Here is a 15,445-nt window from a genome sequence, read left to right as displayed (position 1 = left end):
CACGGCGTATCCGCCCACGCCCCTCCGCTCCACCCCGCAACCGCCATCATGACCGCCACCGCCATCCGCGAGCGCGAAGCCAGCAGCGACACCCGCCCCCTGCGCCCCCCCGCTCCTCTGGTGTGACTGCGCGAGTGCTCCGAAGCAACAACGATTTTCCCCGTGCAACGATTGAATACCAGGCGATAGATTCGATTCATTTTGTGTCTCTCACGTCCAACCCGTTGAAAGCAAGCGCCGAGTTGACAACATCAACCAACTCGATGAACATCTGTTTCACCGGTCTGAACCAGTTGACATCGAACATCCAATTGGCAGGTTCTGATGCAGGGGTGCCATACGGCGCCGTCATATATATGCTTCGCTTTCTTTTATGCTTCGCTTCTTCCTAACTTGCGTGTCCGCCGTTTGCCGAAAAACCCATTAACATCGCGACCCTACATGCGTCGAACTATCGGATGACTTACGCAACGCATAACGCTATGGCATTCCCCACGGCGATTGCATTTGACTTTCCGATGATCAACGGATAGAGAGGCGACGGTTGTAAATTGCTTGCCGATTTCGTTTACTCGGGCCTTCCCTTGCTGGAGAGCCTGATGACAACACGAACACTGGTGCATTGGCTGGAAGACGTGGAGGATCCGCGTGACGGCCCCGGGCTTAAACACGACCTGACTGAACTGCTGGTGGTGGCCGTGTGCGCGATCATCGCGGGCGCGCAAAGCTTCACAGACATGGCGATGTTTGCACAACTGCGTCTGCCGTGGCTGCGCCGCTATCTGCTGCTCGAGAACGGGGCGCCTTCGCACGACACCTTTGGCCGGGTGTTCCGGCTACTGGATGCGAAGCGGTTTCGAGCGGGCCTTTCGGGGCTGGATTGGCAGCGTAGTGGGAGCGGCGCAGCTTGAGCATATCGCCATTGACGGCAAGTGTGTGCGTGGCTCGCGCGACGGCGAGCGCGCCCCGGTTCATCTGGTGAGCGCCTATGCCACGCGCCTTGGGGTCATGCTGTGCCAGGAACGCGTGGCTGATAAAAGCAACGAGATCGACGCGATCCCCGCGGTGCTCGACGCGCTGGCGCTCAAGGGTTGCATCGTCAGCATTGATGCGATGGGCTGTCAGCGGGAAATTGCCCGTGCGATCCGCGAGCGTGGGGGCGACTACGTGCTCGCCGTCAAGGGCAACCAGGAAAAGCTCTTCAACGCTCTCTCGGGCTTCTTCGGCGCCACTGAGCGCGGGCGCATTGAGCGGCTGATGCCCGAGTGCTACGTTCGGACCATCGAAAAGGACCATGGCCGCATCGAAGAGCGCCGCTACTGGCTCACCCAGGACGTGCTGAAAAGGGTGGACACGAATGCATGGCCCGACTGCCGCCAGATCGGTATGGTTGAGGCCATTTGCCATACTGGCAAGGGCGAACCCAGCATGCAGCGCCGTTACTTCATCACCTCCGCACAGTGTGACGTGAAGGACTTCGCCCGCGCGGTGCGTGACCACTGGCGCATCGAGAACAGCTTGCACTGGAGCCTGGACGTCACCTTTCTCGAAGACGCCTGCCGCGTGAGAAAGGACCACGCCGCACACAATTACGCGACCCTGCGACGCTTCGCCCTGAACCTGATCAAGCTCGACATCAGCCTACCGAAGACCAGCGTTCGCAGTCGCGTGAAGCGGGCAGAGTGGGATGAAGACTATCGCACGCACATCCTGCAGATCAAACCACTGATCAGCGCTTGAATTCAACGTCGCAACATTGATCGCATTGGTCCATGCTCAAATGCAATCGCCGTGTGGCATTCCCCCTCGGCGATTGCATTTGACTTTCCGATGACCAACGGATATAGAGGCGACGGTTGTAAACTGCTTGCTGATTTCATCTACTTGGGCTTTCCCCGCTGCAGAGCCGCATGAGAACAGCAAGAACACTGGTGCATTGGCTGGGCTTTGTGCGGAAGGGTATGCGATAGGGCAGCCCGGAACGGGTAGAAAGAGCAAATCGACCGATCCACCCATGAGCTTTCAATGCCTTACAAGGCCAGACTGAAAACCGGTGAACCGCGCAAACGTCCGAAGCCGGCGTATCGGGTCACCAACGCGCGTGCGTACAACCAGAGTCTGAAGCGGCGTGGCCAGCTCAGCCTATACGGCGATCTGAAGGCCCTGTTCATCAACGTGGAGCCGTATGCGCCGGGCGTGTCCGGGCGCAACCCGACCCATACGAACGCCTATATCGAGCTGCTCTACACGTACTACCGGCTGCTACATTTGCCTATGCGCCAGATCACGGGTTTCATGGAAGACTACTGGCGCCTGCGCGGCCTGGACATCGCCGTGCCCAGCTTTGGTCAGCTCAGCGAACGGTTTGCCACGCTGACGGTGTCGGTGCAGCAACGTTGCCAACGGGTGGCGAAGCGCCTGGCGAAGGGTGAAGCGGTCAGCCTGATCGTCGACAGCACCGGCATGAATTTCGGCCGGGCCAGCGAATGGCATCGCAAAAAGTACGGTCGCGATGCCGGCAAAACGCCATGGCGCAAGGTGCATCTGTCGATCGATCCGGAGATGAACATCCACGCGATCGCGGTGACCGAAGACAACGTCGCCGATGAAACCGCGTTGCCCGGTGTGCTCGCAGTTGATGCGAACGTGGACTGCGTGATCGCTGATGGCGCGTACTACAGCATTGCTCAGACCGAAGCCTGGTCAGGCAGCGGCGTGCTGCCGGTAATTCCACCGCCGGCCAACGCCATGGTTCACAACCAGCCGACCACACGCTGGCATGATCAGATCGTGGGCTATATCAGGGAGAAAGGGATCCATGCGTTTCAGAACAGATACGGGTATGGCAAGCGCGCGCTCGTTGAGGCGCAGATCTCGCGCATCAAGCGCTGTATCGGCGCGCGGCTGCTGACGCGCCGGCTCGAATCACAGCAACGCGAGGGCGTGATCATGGCGAACCTCGTGAACCTGTGGAACAGCTTCGGCAAGGCCGTCTGCGTCAAGGTTGTATAGTTGCGTCCGCAACCAGATGGACGGGTACCCTTCCGCACAAAGCCGTGCAGTCCCTTATCTCAACGCGCAGCAGAAAGCGTCGATCTATATGAGCTTTCTTACGGCGCCACTGCACAGAGCAATCGCCATCGGGAGCACGAATGGCACATGGGTCTCCGGCGGGCCCGATGGGGCGTTGGGAGAAGCGTCAAGGATTGATCCGATCAATGACGCGTTGGTGCGGTGTGGAAACGGCCATGAGGGATGCCGCGTTTATTCGGTGGATGGGGAGGTTGTGTGGGGTGGGAAGTAAATTCGCGCACGGGATCCGGTTCGATAAAGGGCAGGAACAGGGCTCTCGACACTCACATCCATCAGCATCAATGTTGCACGCATGGTGTCATTTTGACATCTCACAAGTTATAATGACGCACACTACTAACTGCGGATGGAGAACCAATATGACCTAGCGAAACGCAGTCACCTTAGGCAGGGCTAAGGCCCCATTACTGACCAAAGTACAGAACCCCACAACTGTATCCGCCGGGAGGCGTTACGGAGAGGTTCGGAAAGAGGAAAAACGATGGCTATCAACAACGGTGTGGACAACTCCAGCCGCGGGCGCGTCACGGCCCGGTTGAGTGCAGAAAAGCAAGAAATCCTGCAGATCGCTGCGGACCTATCGGGCAGTACCCTTAACCAGTTCATCGTGCAATCTGCACTTCGGGCTGCGGAGCAAGTCATCGAGAAGGAAGAGGTCATTCGTTCCATCCGCCTGACGCTGGACGAATCGAAGCGCTTCTTCGCACTGCTGGATGAACCGCCAAAGCCCAACGAAGCGCTGCAGCGCGCAATGGCACGCTTTAGGAATAAAAAGTTTGGAACCGCAAATTCGACGACTTAAGGAAGATGACGACCGTAAGAGCTTCGACTGCGGCGTCAGTTCGATGAATGATTGGCTACGCAACATTGCCAATCAGCATCAGAAAAAAAACCTCTCGCGCACCTATGTGGCCACGTTGTCCGACACACATCAGGAGGTCGTCGGGTACTACGCTCTAGCTGCATTTCTGGTGGAAACGGAAGGAATGCCGGTTAAACGGCTTCCAGACAAGGTATCCGCGGTGCTCTTGGCACGGCTGGCCGTAAATAAGAACCATAAAGGTCAGGGGCTCGGCGCATACCTTCTCATGCACGCGCTCGACACAGTGCTGACAACGTCAATGGCCGTAGGCGTGCAGTGCGTTGTCGTCGATGCAATCGACGAGAATGCAGCGGGGTTTTACCGGAAGTATGGGTTCGAGCCGTTCACTGATGCCCCGCGCCGGCTCTTCCTACCGATTGAGACGATAAAGCAAACATGACCTCTCCGAATTTCCATTGATTGCATTACAATTAAACAAGTCGCATTTCAATAATCATTGTTGCCCGCCATGCCCCGACGTCCAGCAGGTCCATCCGATACCGATACGGCGACAAGCGATCAGCGCCCCGCTCGTTCATCGCTTTTCCTCGGCTCCACCGAAAAAACCTTTCGCGTATTGCATGCTTTCGATGGGCCGAATCGGCACATGACGCTCGGCGATATCGCGCGAACCGCGGGCCTCGACCGCAGCGCCACCCAACGCATCGTGCACACCCTGGAAGAGCTCGGGTATCTCGCCCGCATCGCGGATACGCGCAACTACGGGCTCACGACGAAGCTGCTGCAGTTCTCGTACAACTACGTTCGCGCGAACGAACTCATCGACAAAGCTTCGCCGTATCTGCTCGAAATCAGCCGTCATCTGGGTGAAACGACCAATCTGCTCGAACTCGACGGTGCCGAGATCGTGTTCGTCGCGCGCTTTCCGGGGCGGCACCTCGTCAACATCGATATCGTCGTCGGTGCGCGATTGCCGGCCATGTTCACGGCGGCCGGCATTGCGGTTCTGTCCCGGCTGCCCGAGCAACGCGTCAAGCAGATACTTGCGCAAACGCGGCTCGAACCGATGACGCCGTTCACCGAGACCCACCCCGACAAACTGCTCGAACGCATTCGCCTCGTCGCGCGCCGCGGCTATGCGGTCATCGAAAACGAAACCGTGCTCGGCGACATCTCGGTGGCCGCACCGATTACCGATCATGGCGGAACGGCCGTCGCCGCGATCAACATCTCGGTTCCGACGTCGCGCTGGTCGGTCGAGCGCGTCGAAGCGGAACTCGCGCAACACGTTCAGGTTGCCGCGACTTCCATTTCGAAGGCCCGCTTGCCGATCTTGCGCCGCTAAATTTCAACGCGCCCGTTCGAATATCGCGAGCTGCTTTTCAAGCTCGGCTCGCAAGCTCGCTTCCAACTCGGGCGCGGCCTGCACGAGCGGCGCCAACATGGCGGGCGCGTGAACGCCGATCAAATCCATGACCGACTTCATCGGCCCCGGATTCGTCTCCGCGAACGCCAAATTCATCAGCGGAATCAGCGTTCGATGCACGGCGAGCGCTTCCTGCGTCTTGCCGGCGGCAGCCAGTTCGTAGATCGTGCGCCAAGCCGTCGGCAACAAGGTCGCCGTCACGACAATGCCGCCGCGCGCGCCCGCGGCCACGTGCAACGGGAACAGCGAGTCTTCACCGCTTAGGACTGCGAACGATTCGTCGACGCCGGCAACGGTGCGCAGGAAATGCCACATGTCCGTATTGCACGCCTTCATCCCAATGATGCGCTCGTGACGCGACAGTTCGTGCAGCATCTCGGGAGCGATCGAAATACGAGTGCGATAAGGGATTTCGTAGATCAGAATCGGAAGCGGCGATTCATCCGCATAGCGCATGAAATAGTCGCGAATCCCGGATTGTGTCGGGTTCGTGTAGTACGGCGTGAGCACCAGCAAACCATCCGCGCCCGCCGCGGCGAAGTCGCGCCCGGCCTGCAAGGCATCGTGATACCCCGGATCGAGCACGCCCGCGACGACTGGAACCCTGCCTTGCGCCTCGCGCACCGTTACCTCGGCCATGAGGATGCGTTCGGTACGCGAAAGCGCGCCGTACTCGCCGGTTCCGCCAAGCGGCACGATGCCGTCGGCACCGCGCTCGAGCACATAACGCACCAATACGCGCGCGGCCTCGACGTTGATGGAGTCGTCGCTGTTCACCGGGGTCGGGATCGCCGGGAAAATGCCGCGAAGTTGTCGAGCTGAAAGCATTGAAGGTCTCTCGATTAAAAATTTAGGAGGCGAGGCTGCGGCGACGCAGACGGTCGGCCACAGTGATCAGGACGGCGACGAATACGAAGATGCAGGTCGACACGGCTGCGATGACCGGCGAGATCTCCATCGTGATTTCGTCCCAGAACTGTTTCGGCAACGTCGTGCTCAACCCACCCGATGCGAACAGCGCGATCGTCAATTCGTCGAACGACGTCGCGAACGCAAACAAGAACGACGACAGCAGCCCTGCGCCTAGTATCGGAAACGTCACGCGACGCAACGTTGCCAGCGGGCGAGCGCCCAAGCTGTAGGCCGCAAGATCGAGCCGCGTGTCGTAATTGCGCAGCACGGCCATCATCGTGATGACGACATAGGGCACCGCGACGACCGTATGCCCGAGCATCAGCCCAATCGACGAACCGACGAGGCCGACCTTCGCGAAGAAGTAGAAATCGCCGACGGCGAGAATCATCCGAGGCACGACGATAGGCGCAAGCACGAACGCGAGCATCGAACCGGTACCGCGCAGGCCGCCTCGCACGAGCAGGAATGCCATCGGCGTGCCGATCAGCATCGAGAGCGTGGCAGTGCCTACCCCGACCAACATCGAGCGGGTCACGGCCTGCATCCACAGCGGCGATTGAGCGACCTGCTGGTACCACTGCAGCGAAATGCCATGCGGCGGCCATGCGAGACCGGAAGCCGAATCGAACGACAGCGGAATCATCAGAAAGGCCGGTGCGCTCAAGAAGACGAGCACTATTGCCACGACGATGCGAAGCGGCAAGCCTGCGCCGTCGCATGCGCGCTGGGAGCGTTTGGGTACGAGGCCAATCGCGAAATCCGTGGCATGGCCGAGGCCGCTGAGAACGGCACCGCCGAGCTTGCGCATCAAGCTCTGTCCTCGTCGCGGCCTGCGAGCGGTATCCCCGCCGCCGGTCATGGTGGAGAGTCCCACCATCCTGTCGTAGATCAAGAAGACGACCAGCACGACGACGAGCAGCAAGAGGGAGATGGCGCCGGCGAAGCCCCAGTTGAGTGCCTGCATGACCTGATCGATGATCAGTTGCGTGATCATCGTTTCGTGCCGCCCACCGAGCAGCGCGGGTGTAATGAAGAACCCGATCGCCGTGACGAAAACCATCAACGCGCCGGCGGAAACGCCGGGCAACGACAACGGAAAATACACCTTCCAAAACACCGTGCCGGGACGCGCGCCCAATGTGGCCGCAGCGCTCGTCAAACGACGATCGACGTTTTCCATGACCGCCAGCATCGTCAGTATCGCGAGCGGCATTAGTGCATGAACCATACCGACGATAACGGCGCCAAGGCTGTAGAGCATGTTCAACGGTTCATGAATGATTCCAAGCCGCATCAATGCCCAATTGATCACACCGTTGTGCCCGAGCAGCACCACCCATGCAAACGTGCGTACGAGAAAGCTCGTCCAGAACGACAGCAGCACCCAGAACAGAAGCCGATTCTTGCGCGCACCCTTGAGCATCGAAATCAGATACGCAACCGGATAGCCGATCAATACCGAGAAAAAGGTCGTCCACAGCGATATCTTCAACGTGATCAAGAGCACGTCGACGTATACCGGCGACGCGAACAGCCGACGGTACTCGTTCAACGTCAACCCGCTACGGTCGTGAAAGCTCAGCAGCAGAAGTTGACCGACCGGATAAACGAGCATGACGAGCAACAGGATCACGAGCGGCGCCGACATCGCCGCAGGCCGTGCCCATGTGCGCCAACGCGAAGGGCGCGAGTGCTCGCGCGTGCTTGCCTGCATATGCGCGGTCAAAGCGGTGAGCTTCATGATTTACCCCGCGATGGCGACCGCATCGGCCGACTGCCACGAAACGCCGAGCGTTTGTCCGATCTCATACTGGGCACCGAAGCGATTCGTGGGAAATGCGGCGACAAGGGGTGATGCCTCGGCTATCAAGGGCTGCAAATAAAGCTTCGTCATTCCGCCCGTAACGACGATATCGGACAACTGCGTGGGGATCGTTCCATTCACACCGACTCCGTCATTGCCGCCATTGCGACCATCGTCGCGAACGCTAAGATTCTGCGGCCGCAACAAGAGCTTCACCGCGCTGCCTACTTTGATCGCCGAGTCGTACACCATCGCTTGCCCGGTATCGGCACCCCGAACGCTCACGCGCACCTGGTCTCCGTCGCGGCCCGTGACCGTCGCGTCGAGTAAGTTCGATTCGCCGAGGAAGTCGGCAACGAACAAACTCTTGGGCCGGAAATAGAGATCCGCGGGCGTGCCGAGCTGCGCGATCGCACCGGCATTCATGAGGCAGATGCGATCCGACATCGTCATCGCCTCTTCCTGATCGTGCGTCACGTAGACGATCGTCGTCCCCAGTTCGCGGTGAATGCGCTTGATTTCGAGTTGCATATGGTCGCGCAACTTCTTGTCGAGTGCCCCGAGCGGTTCGTCCATCAGAATGATGGAGGGCCGATAGACCATGCAGCGCGCGAGCGCAATGCGTTGCTGCTGGCCGCCCGAAAGTTCGCGCGGATAGCGTTCGGCGACATGAGGAAGATGCACCATGTCCAGCGCTTGCATGACGCGCTCGCGCGCGGACTTGGTATCGACTCTGCGCATCTGCAACGGAAACGCGATGTTCTCGGCCACCGTCATATGAGGAAACAACGCGTAGTTCTGAAACACCATCCCGATGTCACGCTCGTAGGGCGCACCATAGGTGACGTCGTTTCCGTTGATTCGAATATGACCGTCGTCCGGCTGCGCCAGCCCGGCGATGAGACTGAGCAAGGTCGTCTTGCCCGAGCCGCTCGGCCCGAGCAACGTCAGAAACTCGCCTTGTGCAACGTCGAGATCGGTGGGAGCAAGCGCGACGAAATCGCCGTAGCGTTTGCTCAGTCGGGATATCTGAAGATTCGAGGCAGGCATGGCAGTCGACATCCGTAAATCGAAAACGGGAATCAGGTAAGAATCCAGCTATTGAAGCGCTCGAGCGCAACCGACTGGTTCTCCTGCCAGTATTTCGCGTCGATATGCAGGCCGGTCTTGATGTTCGCCGGGTACGTCGGGCAGTTCTTCGCCACGTTGGGTTTGACGAAATTGAATGCCTCGGGCTGCGTCATGCCTGCCGGAAAATACTCGACGAGCTGCGCCTGCCGTTTGGGATCGCTCGCGAACTTGATGAATTCGCGGCAAGCGTTCGCATTGGGCGTACCTTTCAGAATCGACCAGTTGTCGACGCCGTAAATGTTCTGATGCCATGAGATCGCGACGGGCGCGCCATTGGCGATGGCCGATTGAGCGCGCGAGACCCAGGTGGCAACCATATCGATTTCGTGCGAACCCAGCATCTGCTCCACTTGGGCACCCGTCGTCCACCAAACGTCGACGTGTTTGGAGATCTTCGCAAGACTCGCGAAGGCACGATCGAAGTTGCACGGATAGACCTGAGCCGTAGGCACACCGTCCGCCATGAGCGATTCTTCGATCGTATCGAACGGATACTTGCGCATCGCACGGCGGCCGGGGAAATCCTTGACGTTCCAGAGGTCCGCCCACGATGACGGTGCCGTGCGGCCCTTGAACGCATCGGTCCGGTACGCGAGCACGGTCGAGTAGACGTTCGTGCCGACGCCGAACGGCGACATGTATTGCGGCGGAATCTTCGCGATCACGGGATCCGACTCGAGACCGTGCCGCTCCAGATACTGCTTGCCGCCGCTGGTCAGCAACAAGATCGCGGGCTGACTGATCTTCGCCATGTCCCACGTGTAGCTGCCCGCCTCGACCATGCTCTTGATCTGCGCGGTCGGCTCGGCGTTCGCCTGCACACCGACGACCTCGATACCGGTCTTCTGAGTGAAGGGCTTGTAATACACGGCGTCATAGGCCTTGGTATAAATGCCGCCGTCGTCGCGAACGACGATCCGCTTGTTCTGTGCGCGCGACGGAGTCCAAACGAACGGAAAGGCCACGGCAACCGCCCCCGCTGCAACCGTCTTGATGACGGCGCGGCGACTCGGCTGCTGAATCTCGTCGGTTGCGGTTGGTTTCTGCTTCATCATGGATCTCCAAGGAGTGGATTGACGTCAAGCGCCATGCCCGTGCTACAAGTCAACGACACATCGACGATCGTCGCGCCCGATAGGCGGGGATAAGCGGCGATAGGCAAGCATCGATCGACGGATGGGATTCAGGGAAACAAACGCCCAGGATTGAAAAGATCATGGGGGTCCAGTGCAAACTTGATGGCGCGCATCATGACCAATTCCTCGGCCGACTTGTAATGCGCCATCTCGGCCAAACCGCTTTGACCGACTCCATGCTCCGCACTGAACGTGCCGCCCAATCGATGGGCCACGTCGTTGACGCTACGGCGCACGGCCGCGGAGAGTTCGACGGCATTCGGCAACGCACGCCACGCATCGAACGAGAACATCGGAATAAAGTGCACGTTGCCATCGCCCATATGCCCGACGATCACGATGTCGAGCCCGGGCACGATGTCGTGCACCGCGCGCATCGCTTGTTCGATGAATTGCGGCACCGACGATACCGGCACCGCGCAATCGGTCGTCAGACCCACGCCGGCTTTCTTGTTCGCCTCCGTCACGCTGTGGCGAATCGCCCAGAGGTGGGTCCGCTGCGCTTCACTGTTGGCGAGAACGGCATCGACGAGGAGCCCTTCGTCCGCCGCTTCGGCAAGCGTTTGCTCGAGTGCCGCCTCGATCGTTCCCGCATCGTGCGCATCGGCCAGCTCAACGAGTACGTGCCATTCGTGGGTCGCATCGAGTGGATTACGGAACCCGGCCACATGTTCGATGACGAGGTCGAGCTGGCGACGATTCATCACCTCGTACGCTGTCAAGCTCGATCCGCAGGCCGCTTGAAACATGCCGAGTACGCGTAGCGCGGCCTCCGGATTCACCGGTGCAAACCAAGCGAGCGCGTGTTGCGTAGGCAACGGATGCAGCTTCAGCGTGGCGGCCGTAATGATGCCGAGCGTGCCTTCGGCACCGATGAAAAGCTGCTTGAGGTCGAGCCCCGTATTGTTTTTGCGAAGGGCTTTCAAGCCGTTCCAGATCGATCCGTCGGCGAGCACCACTTCCAAGCCCAATACGTTCTCGCGCGTATTGCCGTAGCGCAAGACATTCGTGCCGCCGGCATTGGTCGATAACGTACCGCCGATTTGACAGGAGCCTTCGGCCCCAAGGCTGACCGGATAGAGACGTCCAAGCGCGGCGGCCGCATCGTGAACGGTTTGAAGCACGCATCCTGCTTCGACTTCGATCGAGCCGTTGACGGCGTCGATATGGCGAATGTCCCTCATGCGCGACAGACTGAGAATCACCGGCGGCTTGCGTCCACTTGCGGGCACCGCGCCGCCGCATAAGCTCGTGTTGCCACCTTGAGGAACGATGGCAGCGCCGTGGGCCGCGCATAGACGGACGACCGCGGCGACCTGTTCGGTCGTACCGGGCTGGGCGACGCAAAGCGCCGCTGCCTTGTACCGTCCGCGAAAATCCTCGATGAAGCCTGTCATCTCGGAAGCTTGCGTGATGACCGCGTCCGGTCCGAGTTCAGCCTGCAAGCGGCTGATCAATGTCGCGCCGTCATCCATCACCGCTCCTCGCTGGGTTGCGCCGGGTGTGCGGCCCATGGGCCGATCCGTCCGTTGAACCAAGCATAGGAGCAAAAAAATCGAATGCAAATCACTGTAATCGCATTGCGATTACAGTGAGCGTTTTTACCTAGACGTGCGCCGCGTGCGCCTCCTGGACGATGAACCGCACGCGCTATTGCTAAAGATCGACTCCCCTTATATTTTCGCGACTCGGATTGCCCCGCCTCACACTGCGTCCATGCCTTGCTGAACAATCGATTGAAACCTGAGGATCAAGCAATGAAGGTGATGACGGCAGTCAAGCGCGTGGTCGATTACAACGTCAAAGTTCGCGTCAAATCCGATCACAGCGGCGTCGACATCGGCAACGTGAAAATGTCGATGAATCCGTTCGATGAAATCGCAACGGAAGCGGCCACTCGTCTGAAGGAGGCGGGCGTGGCCACGGAAGTCGTGGCCGTCTCCTGCGGCGTCGCGCAAAGCCAGGAAACGCTGCGCACGGCGCTTGCGATCGGCGCGGATCGAGGCGTGCTCGTCGAAACCGACGTTGAGCTTCAACCTCTTGCCGTGGCGAAACTGCTCAAAGCGATCGTCGAGCGGGAACAGCCGCAACTCATCATTCTCGGCAAACAAGCGATCGACGACGACGCCGGACAAACCGGCCAATTATTGGCCGCACTGCTCGACTGGCCGCAAGCGACGTTTGCCAGCCACATCGAAATCGATGACGGCACGGCAACGATCACGCGCGAGGTGGATGGCGGTCTCGAGGTCGTATCCCTACGTTTGCCGGCGATCGTCACGACCGATCTTCGATTGAACGAGCCGCGCTACGTGACGCTGCCGAACATCATGAAGGCGAAGAAGAAGCCGATCGACATCGTCAAGCCAGCCGATCTCGGCGTCGATCCGGCACCGCGCCTGAAGACGCTAAAAGTCGTCGAGCCGCCGGCGCGCAAGGCCGGCGTGATGATCCCGAACGTCGCGACACTCGTCGAGAAACTGAAATCCGAAGCCAAGGTGATCTGAATGCCTACTCTCGTTATTGCGGAACACGACAACGTTCAACTGAAGAGCTCGACGCTCCATACCGTTGCTGCTGCACGAAAGGTCGGCGCCGATGTGCACGTGCTCGTCGCGGGAAGCGATGCACGCGCCGTCGCCGATGCGGCAAAAGCCATCGACGGTGTGGATAAAGTGATCGTGGTCGAAGCGCCGCATCTAAAAGATGGGCTGGCGGAGAACCTTGCCGCGCAGGTGATCGCCATTGCAAACGGCTATTCGCACATCTTCTTTCCGGCAACGGCAGCGGGCAAGAATACGGCCCCGCGTGTTGCAGCCAAGCTCGACGCATCGCAAATTTCCGACGTCATCGCTATCGATTCGCCCGATACGTTCCAGCGCCCGATCTATGCCGGCAATGCTATTGCCACCGTGCAATCGCCGGACCCCATCAAGGTCGCGACGATCAGAACCACCGCGTTCGAAGCGGCGCAGATCGGAAGCGGCCATGCGGAGGTCGCGGCAATGGCCGCGGTCGCCGACACGAGGCTATCGACCTTCGTGCGCCGCGAGATCGCCGCAAACGATCGCCCCGACTTGACCGCGGCACGCGTCGTCGTGTCGGGCGGCCGAGGTCTTGGCAGTCCCGACAACTTCGCGCTGCTCGAGCCGCTCGCCGAAAAGCTCGGCGCGGCGATCGGCGCGTCGCGCGCCGCTGTGGACTCGGGGTATGCGCCCAACGATTTGCAGGTCGGCCAAACCGGCAAGATCGTCGCGCCCGAGCTCTACGTCGCGGTAGGAATCTCGGGCGCCATTCAGCATCTGGCAGGTATGAAGGATTCGAAGGTCATCGTCGCGATCAACAAGGATGCGGAGGCACCCATCTTTGGCGTCGCAGACTATGGCCTCGTTGCGGATCTATTCGAAGCCGTGCCGGAGTTGGCGAAGTCGCTTTGATCGACGATGCGACGATCGGCACCGGACATTTTTGCGCTAGCGTCCCACGGCCATCTCATCGAGCCGGAACGAACTGATCGCGGCCGAAAGCTGCCGGCCTTGATCCTCGAGAGACTTCGACGCGGCTGCGGCTTCCTCGACCAGCGCTGCGTTCTGCTGGGTGACGGAATCCATCTGCGTCACCGCTACATTGACCTGACCAATCCCGCGACTCTGCTCTTGAGAGGCGGCGGCAATCTCGCCCATCAGGTCGGTCACCCGCGTCACCGCCTGCGTCACCTCCGACATCGTGCTACCTGCCTGCGTGGCAAGCGATGAGCCGCTTTGGATCCGAGTCACGGATCGGTTGATGAGGTCCTTGATTTCTTTGGCCGCCCCGGACGAACGCTGCGCCAGGCTGCGCACCTCGCTCGCCACGACCGCGAAACCTCTGCCCTGCTCGCCGGCACGGGCGGCTTCCACCGCCGCATTGAGCGCGAGGATGTTGGTCTGAAACGCAATGCTTTCGATAATGCCGGTGATATCGGCCACCTTGTTCGACTCGGCGCTGATCTCTTCCATCGTTCCGATCACCTGTCCCACCACGACGCTGCCGCGATTTGCAACCTCCGAGGCATTCGAAGCCAGCGCGCTCGCCTGCTGCGCGTTCTCCGCATTCTGTTTCACCGTCGAAGTCAGTTCCTCGATGCTCGATGCTGTCTCCTGAAGCGACGCGGCCTGCTGCTCGGTACGTGAGGACAATTCCGCGTTCCCCGTCGCGATCTCGCTGGAGCCGGTTGCAATGCCGTCGGCTGCGCCGCGAACCTGCGCGATCAATCTGACCAGACTTGCCTGCATTTCGCCGATCGACGCGAGGATGCTGCCTCGGGGCGCGGTGGAAGCCCCTTCGACCGGCCGCAGGTCCCCTTCGGCGACGCGTCGGGTTATTTCGCCGAGCTGTGCCGGCTCCGCGCCGAGAGCGCGAGTCAAGCCTCGGGTAATCAATACCCCTGCCACCACTGCCGCGAGAACCGATGTGATACAAATTCCGATGAGCAGGTCACGCTGGTGGGCGAAGTTCTCGGCCGCCTGCTCAACCATGGCCGTTGCTCGCGACTGCGTGTAATCGCTGTAGGCATTGGTCGCATCGATCAGTTTGGCGAGCAGCGGACGACATTGCTCGCGGATCATCTTGGCCGCCTCGTCTCGACGGCCAGCAACGCCGGCCTGGACGATCGCGACGGCAACCGGTCCGTACTTCTCTTCCACGTTCGCAATATTGGCAGCAAGCTCCTTCGCCTTATCGCTGGTGTCAGTCGCACTGGCGAGCATGTCCTGGAGTTGTCTCAACCTCGCATGCACGTCGTCGTGGGCTTTCAGCGCTTCCACCTTCTCCGCATCGACCTCGGCAGGCGAGGTGACGAAGAGGATGTCGCGCGCGGCAATGGCGCGCCTATCGACCGCCGTGCGGATCTGCTCGGCCAGCCGCGCGCGCGCATTGATGCCTTTGACGAAGCCATCGAATCTCGCGTTCGCGGCATCGAGCGAACTCAGCGCCAAGCCCGAAACGATCAATACCAGAATGGTGAGGAGACCAAAAGCGACTGTGAGTTTCAGCCGCACAGTCATGTTTGAAATATTCATATGATTTTCCATGTTGTCGGCTCACGGATATAGGTCGTGCACCGGAACGGCATTGCC

14 protein-coding genes and 1 pseudogene are annotated in these 15,445 nt (G+C 60.0%); 8 read left to right on the top strand and 7 right to left on the bottom strand.

All coding sequences use genetic code 11. The features are described 5' to 3' along the window. Nucleotides 1-65: 65 nt before the first annotated feature. Nucleotides 66-200, bottom strand: a pseudogene (locus tag J3485_RS29555) (ESPR-type extended signal peptide-containing protein); the annotation flags it as partial. A gap of 399 nt (nt 201-599) precedes the next feature. On the opposite strand from J3485_RS29555, the gene J3485_RS28960 reads away from it, so the two are divergent. The 6 genes from J3485_RS28960 to J3485_RS18780 all read left to right on the top strand — a co-directional run bounded on the left by J3485_RS28960 (nt 600) and on the right by J3485_RS18780 (nt 5,261). Then, the gene (locus J3485_RS28960; protein WP_242538837.1) at nt 600-911 is read left to right on the top strand and encodes a transposase family protein; all 312 of its coding nucleotides are present in this window, start codon (nt 600-602) and stop codon (nt 909-911) included. Continuing rightward, the gene (locus tag J3485_RS18800) at nt 892-1,740 is read left to right on the top strand and encodes an ISAs1 family transposase (protein WP_309477051.1); all 849 of its coding nucleotides are present in this window, start codon (nt 892-894) and stop codon (nt 1,738-1,740) included. The genes J3485_RS28960 and J3485_RS18800 overlap by 20 nt, the downstream gene beginning before the upstream one ends. Before the next feature lie 285 nt (nt 1,741-2,025). Further along, complete coding sequence (locus J3485_RS18795; protein WP_206955912.1) at nt 2,026-3,012, top strand: IS5 family transposase; 987 nt, start codon at nt 2,026-2,028, stop codon at nt 3,010-3,012. Nucleotides 3,013-3,574: 562 nt separating this feature from the next. Beyond that, nucleotides 3,575-3,895, top strand: coding sequence for a type II toxin-antitoxin system TacA family antitoxin (locus tag J3485_RS18790; protein WP_206955911.1), 321 nt, complete (start codon nt 3,575-3,577; stop codon nt 3,893-3,895). Continuing rightward, a complete protein-coding gene (locus J3485_RS18785) occupies nt 3,870-4,355 on the top strand; it encodes a GNAT family N-acetyltransferase (protein ID WP_242538835.1) in 486 nt (161 codons plus the stop codon). Before J3485_RS18790 ends, J3485_RS18785 begins: the two co-directional genes overlap by 26 nt. A 69-nt stretch (nt 4,356-4,424) precedes the next feature. Beyond that, nucleotides 4,425-5,261 (top strand): IclR family transcriptional regulator, encoded by an 837-nt coding sequence (locus J3485_RS18780; protein ID WP_206955910.1) that lies wholly within the window; start codon nt 4,425-4,427, stop codon nt 5,259-5,261. 3 nt (nt 5,262-5,264) lie between these two features. On the opposite strand, the gene dapA is transcribed toward J3485_RS18780, so the two are convergent. The 5 genes from dapA to J3485_RS18755 form a co-directional block, all read right to left on the bottom strand. Next, nucleotides 5,265-6,170 carry a 4-hydroxy-tetrahydrodipicolinate synthase gene (dapA, locus tag J3485_RS18775; protein ID WP_206955909.1) on the bottom strand — a complete coding sequence of 302 codons (906 nt, stop codon included), beginning with the start codon at nt 6,168-6,170 and terminating at the stop codon, nt 5,265-5,267. A 22-nt stretch (nt 6,171-6,192) separates the two neighbouring features. Then, the gene (locus tag J3485_RS18770; protein ID WP_242538975.1) at nt 6,193-7,905 is read right to left on the bottom strand and encodes an ABC transporter permease subunit; all 1,713 of its coding nucleotides are present in this window, start codon (nt 7,903-7,905) and stop codon (nt 6,193-6,195) included. 96 nt (nt 7,906-8,001) lie between these two features. Further along, complete coding sequence (locus J3485_RS18765) at nt 8,002-9,111, bottom strand: ABC transporter ATP-binding protein (protein ID WP_206955908.1); 1,110 nt, start codon at nt 9,109-9,111, stop codon at nt 8,002-8,004. 32 nt (nt 9,112-9,143) lie between these two features. Next, entirely contained in the window at nt 9,144-10,244 is a 1,101-nt protein-coding gene (locus tag J3485_RS18760; RefSeq protein WP_206955907.1) for an ABC transporter substrate-binding protein, read from the bottom strand. Between the two features lie 131 nt (nt 10,245-10,375). Then, entirely contained in the window at nt 10,376-11,803 is a 1,428-nt protein-coding gene (locus tag J3485_RS18755) for an FAD-binding oxidoreductase (protein WP_206958184.1), read from the bottom strand. A gap of 282 nt (nt 11,804-12,085) precedes the next feature. Between J3485_RS18755 and J3485_RS18750 the strand changes: the two genes are divergently transcribed. Both J3485_RS18750 and J3485_RS18745 read left to right on the top strand, forming a co-directional pair. Beyond that, nucleotides 12,086-12,835, top strand: coding sequence for an electron transfer flavoprotein subunit beta/FixA family protein (locus J3485_RS18750; RefSeq protein WP_206955906.1), 750 nt, complete (start codon nt 12,086-12,088; stop codon nt 12,833-12,835). Further along, nucleotides 12,836-13,765: an electron transfer flavoprotein subunit alpha/FixB family protein gene (locus tag J3485_RS18745; RefSeq protein WP_206955905.1), complete on the top strand. Its 930-nt coding sequence runs from the start codon at nt 12,836-12,838 to the stop codon at nt 13,763-13,765. It begins immediately after the preceding gene. Between the two features lie 36 nt (nt 13,766-13,801). Here J3485_RS18745 and J3485_RS18740 read toward each other — a convergent pair whose 3' ends face one another. Next, nucleotides 13,802-15,388, bottom strand: coding sequence for a methyl-accepting chemotaxis protein (locus tag J3485_RS18740; RefSeq protein ID WP_206955904.1), 1,587 nt, complete (start codon nt 15,386-15,388; stop codon nt 13,802-13,804). Nucleotides 15,389-15,445 lie beyond the last annotated feature (57 nt).

This window comes from Trinickia acidisoli (assembly GCF_017315725.1).
GTDB classification, from domain to species: Bacteria; Pseudomonadota; Gammaproteobacteria; order Burkholderiales; family Burkholderiaceae; genus Trinickia; species Trinickia acidisoli.
Note: the sequence above shows the minus strand (reverse complement) of the source record. Positions and strands in the feature narration are given on the sequence as shown.

Excerpts from the sequence above, each read along its gene's own strand:
- J3485_RS28960 (WP_242538837.1), top strand. The coding sequence starts at position 600 with ATGACAACACGAACACTGGTGCATTGGCTGGAAGACGTGGAGGATCCG.
- J3485_RS18795 (WP_206955912.1), top strand. The coding sequence starts at position 2,026 with ATGCCTTACAAGGCCAGACTGAAAACCGGTGAACCGCGCAAACGTCCG.
- J3485_RS18790 (WP_206955911.1), top strand. The coding sequence starts at position 3,575 with ATGGCTATCAACAACGGTGTGGACAACTCCAGCCGCGGGCGCGTCACG.
- J3485_RS18780 (WP_206955910.1), top strand. The coding sequence starts at position 4,425 with ATGCCCCGACGTCCAGCAGGTCCATCCGATACCGATACGGCGACAAGC.
- dapA (WP_206955909.1), bottom strand. The coding sequence starts at position 6,170 with ATGCTTTCAGCTCGACAACTTCGCGGCATTTTCCCGGCGATCCCGACC.
- J3485_RS18770 (WP_242538975.1), bottom strand. The coding sequence starts at position 7,905 with ATGTCGGCGCCGCTCGTGATCCTGTTGCTCGTCATGCTCGTTTATCCG.
- J3485_RS18765 (WP_206955908.1), bottom strand. The coding sequence starts at position 9,111 with ATGCCTGCCTCGAATCTTCAGATATCCCGACTGAGCAAACGCTACGGC.
- J3485_RS18760 (WP_206955907.1), bottom strand. The coding sequence starts at position 10,244 with ATGAAGCAGAAACCAACCGCAACCGACGAGATTCAGCAGCCGAGTCGC.
- J3485_RS18755 (WP_206958184.1), bottom strand. The coding sequence starts at position 11,803 with ATGGATGACGGCGCGACATTGATCAGCCGCTTGCAGGCTGAACTCGGA.
- J3485_RS18750 (WP_206955906.1), top strand. The coding sequence starts at position 12,086 with ATGAAGGTGATGACGGCAGTCAAGCGCGTGGTCGATTACAACGTCAAA.
- J3485_RS18745 (WP_206955905.1), top strand. The coding sequence starts at position 12,836 with ATGCCTACTCTCGTTATTGCGGAACACGACAACGTTCAACTGAAGAGC.
- J3485_RS18740 (WP_206955904.1), bottom strand. The coding sequence starts at position 15,388 with ATGAATATTTCAAACATGACTGTGCGGCTGAAACTCACAGTCGCTTTT.